Source organism: Vibrio toranzoniae, assembly GCF_024347655.1.
Classification (GTDB): domain Bacteria; phylum Pseudomonadota; class Gammaproteobacteria; order Enterobacterales; family Vibrionaceae; genus Vibrio; species Vibrio toranzoniae.
This window is the reverse complement of sequence record NZ_AP025514.1, coordinates 2,854,792-2,866,661: the sequence shown is the minus strand read 5'-3', so window position 1 is coordinate 2,866,661 and position 11,870 is coordinate 2,854,792. Positions and strand designations below refer to the sequence as shown.

At 45.5% G+C, this 11,870-nt stretch carries 9 protein-coding genes; all 9 read left to right on the top strand.

What is annotated here, in order from left to right:
* Window positions 1-12: 12 nt before the first annotated feature.
* Window positions 13-1,530, top strand: coding sequence for an SPOR domain-containing protein (locus OCU50_RS13060; RefSeq protein WP_060468738.1), 1,518 nt, complete (start codon window positions 13-15; stop codon window positions 1,528-1,530).
* Between the two features lie 69 nt (window positions 1,531-1,599).
* Window positions 1,600-2,445, top strand: coding sequence for a Dam family site-specific DNA-(adenine-N6)-methyltransferase (locus OCU50_RS13055; protein ID WP_060468737.1), 846 nt, complete (start codon window positions 1,600-1,602; stop codon window positions 2,443-2,445).
* Between the two features lie 204 nt (window positions 2,446-2,649).
* Window positions 2,650-3,324, top strand: coding sequence for a ribulose-phosphate 3-epimerase (rpe, locus tag OCU50_RS13050; RefSeq protein WP_060468736.1), 675 nt, complete (start codon window positions 2,650-2,652; stop codon window positions 3,322-3,324).
* A gap of 119 nt (window positions 3,325-3,443) precedes the next feature.
* Window positions 3,444-4,130 carry a phosphoglycolate phosphatase gene (locus OCU50_RS13045; RefSeq protein WP_060468735.1) on the top strand — a complete coding sequence of 229 codons (687 nt, stop codon included), beginning with the start codon at window positions 3,444-3,446 and terminating at the stop codon, window positions 4,128-4,130.
* A 186-nt stretch (window positions 4,131-4,316) separates the two neighbouring features.
* Window positions 4,317-5,333 carry a tryptophan--tRNA ligase gene (trpS, locus tag OCU50_RS13040; RefSeq protein ID WP_046224646.1) on the top strand — a complete coding sequence of 339 codons (1,017 nt, stop codon included), beginning with the start codon at window positions 4,317-4,319 and terminating at the stop codon, window positions 5,331-5,333.
* Between the two features lie 385 nt (window positions 5,334-5,718).
* On the top strand, window positions 5,719-8,313 hold the full coding sequence (locus tag OCU50_RS13035) for an ExeM/NucH family extracellular endonuclease (protein ID WP_060468734.1): 2,595 nt from the start codon (window positions 5,719-5,721) through the stop codon (window positions 8,311-8,313).
* Window positions 8,314-8,513: 200 nt separating this feature from the next.
* Complete coding sequence (locus tag OCU50_RS13030; protein WP_060468733.1) at window positions 8,514-9,092, top strand: aminodeoxychorismate/anthranilate synthase component II; 579 nt, start codon at window positions 8,514-8,516, stop codon at window positions 9,090-9,092.
* 400 nt (window positions 9,093-9,492) lie between these two features.
* A complete protein-coding gene (locus OCU50_RS13025) occupies window positions 9,493-10,704 on the top strand; it encodes an aspartate aminotransferase family protein (protein WP_060468732.1) in 1,212 nt (403 codons plus the stop codon).
* Between the two features lie 107 nt (window positions 10,705-10,811).
* On the top strand, window positions 10,812-11,831 hold the full coding sequence (gene astA, locus OCU50_RS13020; RefSeq protein WP_060468731.1) for an arginine N-succinyltransferase: 1,020 nt from the start codon (window positions 10,812-10,814) through the stop codon (window positions 11,829-11,831).
* Window positions 11,832-11,870: the final 39 nt, after the last annotated feature.

Genomic DNA, 11,870 nt, shown 5'->3' with positions numbered 1-11,870 from the left:
TAGGGATCCCCAATGAGTTTGGCTCATGAATTAAGAGTATTAGAGTTAGAGTCTCAAGTTGAGCTGCTAGAGCGCTTACAGCTTTTGACTAACTTTGGCTCAAATCTTGTGACGGTCGCTGGAAAAGCCGGTTCTGGCCGCTCTTGGTTGGCTCAGCGTTATCTTGAAGCATGGTCGACAGAAAAAAATCAGTGTTTACTACTTTGTCATCCAAGCCAAGACGATCAACAACGCCGCGCACTTATTCTTAGTCAGATTGTTTCTGATCCACTCTTTAATCAACATGACTCTTTGTCAGATAGCCTCACCCGGTTACTGGATGGAGATTCGTGTCATGTGGTTATCGTTGTTGATGATGCGCACCGTCTCTCTGAGCTATTGGTATCCGAATTATGGATGTTGGTACTGGAAGCTCAATCAAACCCTCAGTGGACGATCAATATCGTTCTCTTCTCGGAAACGGGTCATCTAGACACCCTATTAACACGTCTGAGTTACGGCCAACAACACAAGCCTATCGATCTCGAGATCGATGATCTTTCGCAACCAGAAGCTGAACATTTTTTTGAATCACTGGTGATTCGATATGTTGATGATGAGTCTGAAACTCGCGTGCGACGTGCGTTTAGTAAAGCGCGACCTCTGCCCGGAGAGTTAATGGCTTTAGGAGAATTGAAAGTGGAAAAAAGGATTATTATTCGCTCAATCATTGGTTCACCGATCAATATCGCGATTGTGGTGGCCTTGTTGCTGTTGTTGATTGGTGGCGGTTATTGGTGGATGTTCAGTCAGCCAACACCAGACGATAAAGCGCAATCGCTTATCGCACCGATTGAACAGACGGCTATTCCAACCTTTGAAGTGGAAAGCGGCACTGAACAAACCGGCGTCAATGAAGCTGTTGACTCTGAAACAACAACCGACATGAGTTACCAAGGTGCAGATGATGACAGCTCTTCTCTGCCACCGAGTGTCGTTGAAGACACCGCCAGTGTTGGAGAGGCCGAGCAAGATCAGCAGCGCGTTGTGATCACCTCTGACGTGGTTGATGCTCTGCTTGATGACAAAGTTGAGGGTGCCGATACCAGTGCGCTTGATGCGGCCGTGGAAGAAAATACCGATGCTGCTGTGAGTTCGCAGGCTGATTCAAAAGAAGCCGAGTCACAGTCGACAGCCGATGAAGAATCAGAACGAACTGACTCAACACCGCCGGCTAAAAAGATCACCTTCTCGTTTGCTCGTGAAGAGTTACAAGCTATCTCGCCACGAGCATATACTCTGCAGTTGAGCGCGATGACCTCACTGGAAGATGTACAATCTTTCATTGAAGAATATGACCTTGAGAATAAGGTTCGTATCTACCCAACACTTCGCAGCGACACTAAGTGGTTTATCATCACTTATCAAGATTACCCAACAATTCAAGTGGCACGAGACGCGGTAAGTCTGTTATCAAAACCACTTCAGCAGTTGGAACCTTGGGCAAAATCGATGAATCAAGTACATCGAGAAATAGAACGTGCGAAATAACCCTGAGCTTGGCCTCAAAATATGTTACATTCCGCAGCCTTATTTTTGAGTTGATAGATAGAGCAGTAAATGAAAAAGCAGCGTGCCTTTCTAAAATGGGCTGGTGGTAAATATGGCCTAGTTGAAGACATCCAACGTCACCTGCCACCTGCTCGTAAATTGGTAGAACCGTTTGTCGGTGCTGGCTCAGTGTTTTTGAATACTGACTTTGAACAGTACCTATTGGCAGATATCAATCCCGATCTTATCAACCTGTATAACCTTCTTAAAACCGATCCTGAAACCTATATCACTGAAGCGAAGCGTTGGTTCTGCCCTGAGAACAACCGTAAAGAAGCGTTCCTAGATATTCGTGCTGAGTTCAATGGTACAGATAACGTCATGTATCGTTCGTTGGCTTTCTTGTATATGAACCGATTTGGCTTTAATGGCCTATGTCGTTACAACAAGAAGGGCGGTTTTAACGTTCCGTTTGGTTCTTATAAAAAACCTTACTTCCCAGAAGCTGAGCTGGAGTTTTTTGCCGAGAAAGCGAAAAAAGCCACCTTCGTTTGTGAGGGATACCATGAAACCTTTAGCCGCGCCCGTAAAGGCTGCGTGGTTTACTGTGATCCTCCATACGCACCGCTGTCGAATACGGCTAACTTTACCTCTTACGCAGGTAATGGTTTTAGCTTAGATGATCAAGCTGCGCTGGCGGATGTTGCTGAAAAAGCAGCGATGGAACGCGGTATTCCTGTTTTGATTTCAAATCACGATACGACATTAACGCGTCGTTTATATCATGGTGCGGAATTGAATGTGGTTAAGGTGAAGCGCACTATCAGCCGTAACGGCGCTGGCCGTAATAAAGTGGATGAGTTACTGGCGCTTTTCCATAAAGAGAAAAACCAGCAACACGCATCAGCGGAATAGGACTCGTCAGAATAACCTCCAAACTCATTAAATTGAGTGACCAACGGATACTTTCTTAAACTAATCTTTCGAACTGCTAGGATCTGCTTAGGGGCTTAGGTAGAATTGCACACCAAATAGTCTTGGGCTTGAGTCTTGTATTTGTGTATGAGATATCACCAAGGCGGTGACATTCGCAATTTACTCACTCTTAAGAGGTTTGGTATGAAAGATTTTCTAATCGCTCCATCGATTTTGTCTGCAGATTTTGCTCGTCTTGGTGAAGATGTAGAAAAAGTACTCGCAGCGGGTGCTGATGTTGTGCACTTCGATGTGATGGACAACCATTACGTACCTAACCTGACTTTTGGCGCGCCTATCTGTAAAGCGCTGCGCGACTACGGTATTACCGCTCCGATCGATGTTCACCTAATGGTTAAGCCAGTGGACAGCATCGTGCCTGAGTTTGCGAAAGCTGGCGCATCAATGATTACTTTTCACGTTGAAGCATCAGAGCACGTCGATCGTACTCTACAGCTAATCAAAGAACACGGCTGTAAAGCCGGTGTGGTTCTTAACCCAGCAACACCACTGTCTTGCCTAGATTACATCATGGATAAAGTAGACATGATTCTACTAATGTCGGTGAACCCAGGTTTCGGCGGTCAATCTTTCATTCCTCACACACTTGATAAGCTACGCGCTGTTCGTAAACTTATTGACGAATCTGGCCGTGATATCCGCCTTGAGATTGATGGCGGCGTGAAGGTTGATAACATCCGTGAAATCGCAGAAGCGGGCGCAGATATGTTCGTTGCTGGTTCGGCTATCTTTAATCAACCGGATTACAAAGAAGTGATTGATGAGATGCGCGCAGAGCTTGCAAAAGTTAACGCATAAAAGTAGAACTAGGGTCAGTTGACCTAAACTAGAAAAATTTAGATTAAGGGGCTCATTGGCCCCTTTTTTACGTCTTATCGCTCAACATATAAGACGAATATAATTAATAGGAAAGTAAGATGTCATTAAGCTCAATAAAACTGATCGCCTTTGATTTGGATGGAACCTTGTTAGACAGCGTACCAGATTTAGCCGTCGCGGCTGACCAAGCTTGTCAGGAGCTGGGTTTCTCTTCAGTGAGCGAAGAACAAGTTCGCGATTATGTAGGCAATGGTGCTGACGTGCTTATCGGGCGCTCACTCAGCCGCAACCTAACCGTTGACCCAAGTCTAGCGCCTGATCTGTTAAAGAAAGCGCGCATCCTGTTTGATGATTTCTACGAGCAGGGCGGCCATAAGCTCAGCCACCTTTACTCGTCAGTAAAAGAGACGTTAGCTGAGTTACATAAAGCGGGCTTCACCATGGCACTTGTGACCAACAAGCCGTCGAAATTTGTCCCCGACGTTCTGGCGCAACACGGTATTGATAAGTACTTTGTTGATGTGTTGGGCGGCGACTCTTTCCCAGAGAAAAAGCCGAACCCTGTGGCGCTGAACTGGTTGCTAGAAAAGCACAATGTGAAGGCAGAAGAGATGCTGATGGTTGGCGATTCAAGTAACGATATCAAAGCCGCTAAGAATGCAGGCTGTCACTCGTTTGGTCTGACTTACGGCTACAACCACGGTGAGCCAATTTCAGCATCAAACCCTGACTATGTCGCAGACAACATTGCGCAATTACTAGATGTCGTTCTAGTTTCAGCATAAAGCGGACAAAAGTTAGCGAACCTACTAGCAAAATACTTGTCAATGAGTACACTGGATGAGCCGCGTAGAAAGAGCTACGCGGCTTTTCTATATTTAAGTTAAGAAGCTAGGCAAACAAGCGAAGTTAACAAACTAAGTTAACAAGCGAAGTGAAAAACCAAGCGAACAAGCAAAGGAATTAAAACCATGAGCAAGCCCATCGTATTGAGTGGTGTTCAACCATCTGGTGAACTAAGTATCGGTAACTACTTGGGTGCTCTACGTCAATGGCAACAGATGCAAGATGATTACGATTGCCAATACTGTGTTGTAGACCTTCACGCAATTACGGTTCGCCAAGACCCGAAAGCACTGCATGAAGCGACTCTAGACGCATTAGCAATCTGTCTTGCTGTCGGTGTTGATCCAAAGAAGAGCACGCTATTTGTTCAGTCACACGTACCAGAGCATGCTCAGCTTGGTTGGCTTCTTAATTGTTACACTCAAATGGGTGAGCTGAGCCGTATGACTCAGTTTAAAGATAAGTCTGCTCGTCATTCAAACGATGTCAACGTAGGCCTATACGACTACCCAGTGTTGATGGCTGCAGACATCCTGCTTTACGGCGCTCACCAAGTGCCAGTAGGTAGCGACCAGAAACAACACCTAGAGCTAGCGCGTGATATCGCCACTCGTTTCAACAACATCTACGGTCCAGAAACGCCAATCTTCCAAGTGCCAGAACCTTACATTCCAACAGTGAATGCACGTGTAATGAGCTTGCAAGACGCGACTAAGAAGATGTCTAAGTCGGATGATAACCGTAAGAACGTGATCACTCTGCTAGAAGAGCCTAAGTCGATCATCAAGAAGATCAACAAAGCGCAAACCGATGCAGAAACGCCACCACGCATTGCTCACGATTGGGAAAACAAAGCGGGAATCTCGAACCTAATGGGTCTTTATTCTGCAGCGACAGGCAAAACCTTCGCAGAGATCGAAGCGCAATACCAAGGCGTTGAGATGTACGGTCCATTCAAGAAGGATGTAGGTGCAGCATTGGTTGAGATGCTTGAGCCGATTCAATCTGAATACCACCGTATCCGTGCTGATCGTGCTTACATGGACGCAGTAATGAAAGCGGGGGCTGAAAAAGCGTCTGAGCGTGCTTCTGTGACACTGAAAAAAGCGTACGCAGCAGTCGGTTTTGTTACTCGCCCATAGGGTGCACTAAAACAACTCGCTTGAGAATTTGAGCCCAAAGTAGACTTTGTTTACTTTGGGCTTTTTATTGCCCGCTCCATTTACCTTCCCAATAAATCTCTTGTTTGAATTGATAATTCATACACTATCTAGCTAACATATTCACTTTGTGGATGCTGTGTTGTTGATCTTATTCACGGCTCTCAAGTTTTATAAAATTGCACTCATTTCTATATATGTTGGAAATATATAACGTGCCAAACAATTGATGATTCCAAAGTGATAAGTTCCTCATTTTCTTGCCAACTGACTTATTCCTTTCATAAATAAACCTGATAGTTACCACAAAATACATGACTGCCCATAGACGGCAGTGACGATAACTCAATGAACTCAGGTGAAACGGATGGCTCTTTTACACAAACCTTCATTGCTAGCAGTGGCAATTGGTAGCTTGTTAACCACAAGCGCACACGCTGATTTGTTTATTTCACAATATGTGGAAGGCGGCAGTTACAACAAAGCGGTTGAGATTGCTAATAACGGTGATAGCCACATTAACTTAGATGGTTATTCGTTGGCTAAATCAGCGAATGGCAACGGATCATGGGGGGGCACTTTACCTTTAGATGGCCACGTTTTAGCGCCCGGTGAGGTACTTGTTGTCGCTCATACCAGTGCCAGTGATGAGATTAAGGCCGTCGCTGACATTCTAAATGCTTCGCTGGCTAACCATAATGGAGACGATCCGCTGGCTATCTTGAATTCAGACTCAAGTGTGCTGGATATGATTGGTGTGATGGGCGATGTGGACTGGGGCAAAGATGTCACTTTGGTTCGAGCTGAACAAACACCCTCGGCGACGTTTGACGCTTCACAGTGGATATCGCTACCAAAAGACAACATTGAAGGGTTAGGTTCACTAGACAGTGTTGAATTGCCAGAAGCGTTTACTTGTACACAAGATGGCTCAGATCCGGTATTCACCACTATTCAAGAGATCCAAGGTGAAGGTGCAACATCGCCATTCATCGATGGCTATCCGTATATCACTGATGATGAATACTTCGTCAAAGGTGTGGTAAGTGCAGTGACTACAGGCCTAACCAAAGGCTTCTATCTGCAAGCACTTGAGGATGACTTCAACTCAAGCACCTCTGAAGGTCTATTCATTCATACTAACCAGTCAAGCTCAGAGCTAGCCGCGGGCGATGTGGTGTGTGTCAAAGGCAAGGTTCAAGAATACTACAGCCACACTCAACTTAAAGTTGAAAACAATCAATGGCTAAAGCAGTGGACACAACAAGCACCTGAAGCAACGGCGATTGAAGCGCTAGACAGTGACGAGAACTTCGCGGCAACGCTTGAACGCTACGAAGGCATGTTGGTGAAAACAACCGAAGCACTTGATATGCGTGTAACGCGTACCTTCGGTTATGACTACGCAGGTCGTCGTAACAACATGGTGTTGGCGCATGAGCGTATCAACATGCAGCCTAACCAGCTTTTCGCCGCAGGTTCTGATGACGCGAAACAGCAAACAGAAGACAACGCTGATCGTCGTATTTTCGTAGAAACGGATCAAAAAGCGGGTGATGGTCAAGTTCCTTTTTATCCAGACTTTGGCCGTACCGACATCGACCAAGATGGCTCAACAGAAGACTATATCCGTATCGATGACACCATTGTTGGCCTAGAAGGTGTGTTGACTTACAGCTACGGTGAGTACCGTTTAATTGCGACTAACCAGATCTCGGCTGAAAACTTCGTTCGCAACGATCCGCGTAACGACAAGCCAGACATGGATGAAGGTGACCTACGTATCGCGACCTTCAATGTACTGAACTACTTCAACTCTCCATTTGATGGTGATGCGAACCAGCACGGCAGCAACCGTGGCGCAAACACCATCACTGAGTTTGAGATGCAGCAAGAGAAGATTGTCAACGCGATTCTTCGCTTAGACGCTGACATCATTGGTTTGATGGAAATTGAGAACAACGGATTTGGTGAAGGCTCTGCCATTGGGCAGCTTGTTAATCAACTGAATAACCGTATTGAACGTAAGAAAGACCGTTATACGTTTGTCGCTGTCGATTCTAATGAAGATGGCGTAACCGACGAGATGGACTCGATTGGTACCGACGTAATCACAACGGGTGTTATCTACCGTAAGAAGGTAGTGAAGCTTAAAGACAGCCGTGTTATCGCGATGCCAAGCCAGCAAGCACCAGAGGTGTTAGACGATTCTGGCAAGGTGATTGAAGACGGTAAGAACTACCAACGCGACTCATTGGCGCCAACCTTTAAAGTTAAAGGCACCAAAGAGAAACTCACCGTAGCGATTAACCACTTTAAATCGAAAGGTTCTAAGTGTTGGGAAGATGCTGCGTCAGTTGAAGAGGGTGGTCAAGGTGGTGTTGATGCCGATAAGCAAGGTTCATGTGAGAACTTCCGTGTGGCAGCTGCGGTCGCATTAGGTGAAGCGCTTGATGGCATCAAAGGCCATAAAGTGATTCTGGGTGATATGAACTCGTACGGCATGGAAGATCCAATGCTGGTGCTAACGGATTACTCTGAAGAGAAATACGGTAAGCAAATCAAAGCGGCGCGTAACACTTACATTGATGGTGTTGAGCAGTTTGGTGATAGCGGTGCGGTGATTACTAAGAACTACGGCTACATTAATGCAGTGGCTCAAAAGCACCCAGACAGTTGGAGCTACTCATACAATGACGAAGTGGGCGCGTTGGATCACTTACTGATCAGTGACAGCTTGAAGGACATGGTGGTTGATGCTACTGACTGGCACATTAACGGTGGCGAATCGACGTTATTTGACTACAACGAAGAGTACAAAGGCGATCTGCCTAAGTACCAAGATCACTTCCGTTCATCGGATCATGATCCTGCGGTTCTTGAGCTAAGAGTCGGCGGCTCATTCGGTTTTGGTGCACTGATGTCATTGTTCGGCCTAGCAATGTGGCGTCGTCGCAAATAGCTAAATCGTAAGTAGATTAGTAAGCTATACAAGCAAGCCAATCCAGATAGCTTAGAGCTATCTGTAAACAATTAAGGTCAACTTAGGTTGGCCTTAATTATTGGCGAAATGCAGTTTCCACTTGCCTTTCGCTATGGGTATTGCACAATACCGCCCCTATATCTCCCAACCCTTTAGTATTTAGCAAACGATTTCGACCCATGTTACTTATCATCGATAACTACGACTCCTTTACCTATAACTTGTATCAGTATTTCTGTGAGTTAGGGGTAACTGTAAAAGTTGTTCGCAACGATGAGATTGATATTGTGGGCATTGAAGCGCTGAATCCTAGTCATCTTGTTATCTCGCCGGGCCCTTGTACGCCCGATGATGCGGGTATTTCTCTGCAAGTCATTGAGCACTTCGTTGGTAAGCTGCCGATCTTAGGGGTGTGTCTTGGTCATCAAGCCATTGCCCAAGTCTTTGGTGGTGAAGTGGTGAGAGCCAGACAAGTGATGCATGGTAAAACCTCTCCAATCCGTCACAACGGTAAGAGTGTTTTCCAAGGTCTCAATAATCCTCTGACTGTGACGCGATACCACTCTTTAGTGGTGAAGAATGGCACGCTACCCGACTGCTTTGAACTCACTTCTTGGACGGAATTTGAAGATGGCAGTATGGATGAGATCATGGGTTATCAACACAAAACCTTGCCGATTGATGCAGTACAGTTCCACCCTGAATCGATTAAAACAGATCAGGGACACCAACTTCTGGCTAATTTCCTAAGACGCTAGGTGTTTGAATCCGTGTTTTAAGCGCTCCTCTCTCCCTGACACTGATCACCTTTTATAACATTTCTCCCTCGTTAGGCTAAGTTTTTAGTCTATGCAATATTATTCGCCTTATTTCCTCTCGACCTCAATATACAGCTGTACCAGTAAGGCTTTGCTGTTTTTATAGATACGTTTGAATAGAAAAAGCTTCATAAAATAGATTAATTGATGCATAAATAGTCATAGGTAGTGACATTTAGCTGGCTGTCATGGATGGCTAAAGAATAATCTACTATTGAAAACGTTAATTAAATGTAAATATAATGCTGCGGCGGGATTATGACGGGACAAAATATTTTTGTCTCACTTATAAACCAATACGCTTATTTGCGAAGCTTGCGGTATCGAGAAGGAATGTACGATGACAGTGGAAAATAAAGTAGAACGTAGTCTGTTTAATGAGGTGATGGTGCCTTGTTATAACCCAATGGAAATGATCCCAGTAAAAGGGGAAGGCGCACGCGTTTGGGACCAACAAGGCCGAGAGTATATCGACTTTGCTGGTGGTATCGCTGTGAGCTGTTTGGGTCACTGTCACCCAGCAATGGTGAATGCAATTACTGAGCAAGCGAATAAGCTTTGGCATCTAAGTAATGTGATGACCAACGAACCTGCGCTGCGTCTAGCGAAAAAGCTAACCGACGTGTGTTTTGCAGAAAAAGTATTCTTTGCGAACTCTGGCGCTGAAGCCAATGAAGCAGCATTGAAGCTAGCTCGTCGTTGGGCTGCGGATGTCCATAGTCCTGAGAAATCTGAAATCATTGCATTCAAACAAGGTTTCCACGGTCGTACTTTCTTTACCGTAACCGTTGGTGGGCAAGAAGCTTATTCTGACGGTTTCGGTCCTAAACCGGGCGACGTTACTCACCTGCCTTACAACGATATTGCAGCGCTAGAAGCGCACATCTCTGATCGCACTTGTGCAATCATGATGGAACCTCTGCAAGGCGAGGGCGGTATCATCTCGCCAACCTCTGAATTCGTGAACACAGTTCGTGAACTGTGTGATAAACACAATGCACTGCTTATCTTTGATGAAGTGCAAACGGGTAATGGTCGTACGGGCAACTTTTACGCTTACCAAGGCCTAGGTGTGACACCAGATATTCTAAGTACGGCTAAATCTCTGGGTGGTGGTTTCCCTATCGGTGCCATGCTAACGACCACTGAATTAGCGGCACATCTAAAAGTAGGTACTCACGGTTCTACTTACGGTGGTAACCCACTGGCGTGTGCTGTTGCAGAAGCGGTTGTTGATGTGGTTAGCCAACCTGAAGTATTAGCAGGCGTGAAAGAGCGTGAAGCATTGTTCCGTGATGGTCTTGCTAAGATTAACGATAAGTACCAAATCTTCAGTGAAGTCCGTGGTAAAGGTCTATTGCTAGGTGCTGCGCTTAATGAAGAGTGGCAAGGCCGTGCACGCGACGTATTAGTAGCAGCAGGTGAACAAGGCTTGATGGTACTGGTTGCGGGGGCAAACGTGGTTCGTTTCACGCCATCACTGGTTATTACTACACAAGAAATTGAAGAAGGCTTATCAAAACTAGACAAAGCAATCGCTACGCTAGTATAGCCTGAGCGGCGTCATAGGAATCATCGTCATTAGAGCGATCCTATGACGTTTCGCTAAAGGCCCAAGCTTCTGGTTTTGGGCCTGTTTTGCATCTGGAGGGAATATTGATGCTAGTTGTTCGCCCAATTAAATTATCTGACTACGATTCGCTGCATACCTGCGCCGTTGAGTCAGGACATGGATTTACGTCTCTTCCGGTTAATGAAGAACTGTTAACCAACCGAATTACTCACTCTGAATACAGCTTTGCCAAACAAGATGTGACTGAGCCCGGTGACGAAGGCTACTTAATGGTTGGCTTTGATACCGAAACTGGAGAAGTGGCCGGTACTACAGGGATCGAAGCTTCGATTGGCTGGGATGTACCGTTTTATTCTTACCACATCAGTAAAGTGGTTCACTCATCACAAAAGCTTGGCGTTAATAATGTCGTGAAGCTGCTGACTTTCGGTAATAACTACACAGGATGCAGTGAGATCTGCACACTATTCTTGCGACCTGATTTCCGTGGTGGATTGAATGGCCGTTTGATGTCTAAGTGTCGTTTCTTGATCATGGCTGAACACCCAGAGCGTTTCTCGAAAACGATTTTTGCTGAAATGCGTGGTGTATCGGATGCTGAAGGCAATTCACCTTTCTGGCAGTGGCTGCAAGAGCACTTCTTCTCTATTGATTTTACACTTGCAGATTACTTAACTGGTATTGGTAAGAAAGGCTTCATTGCTGACCTTATGCCAAAGTTACCAATCTACGTAAACTTATTGAGTAAAGAGGCCCAGTCTGTGATTGGCCAAGTGCACGAGAATACTCGTCCGGCACTAAGGCTACTTGAACGTGAAGGTTTTACTAATCGTGGCTATGTTGACATTTTTGATGCCGGCCCAACGGTTGAATGTGATTTAAAAAATATCGAATCGGTGCGTCATGCGATTCGTGCTCAAGTAAAAATTGCCGATCACTCTAGCTCGAAAGACTTCCTAATTGGTAATACCTCGTTTGAAAACTTCCGCGCGGTCGCCGCGAAAGGCGCGTATGACCAAGAAAGAGACACAGTGATTTTATCATCTGAAGTAGCAAGCGCTCTTGAAGTAAAAGAAGGCGAATTCGTTCGCATGTTGGCTCAATAAGAGCGGTGATTATCTGTCGAAGATTTTTAAGGATAGAAG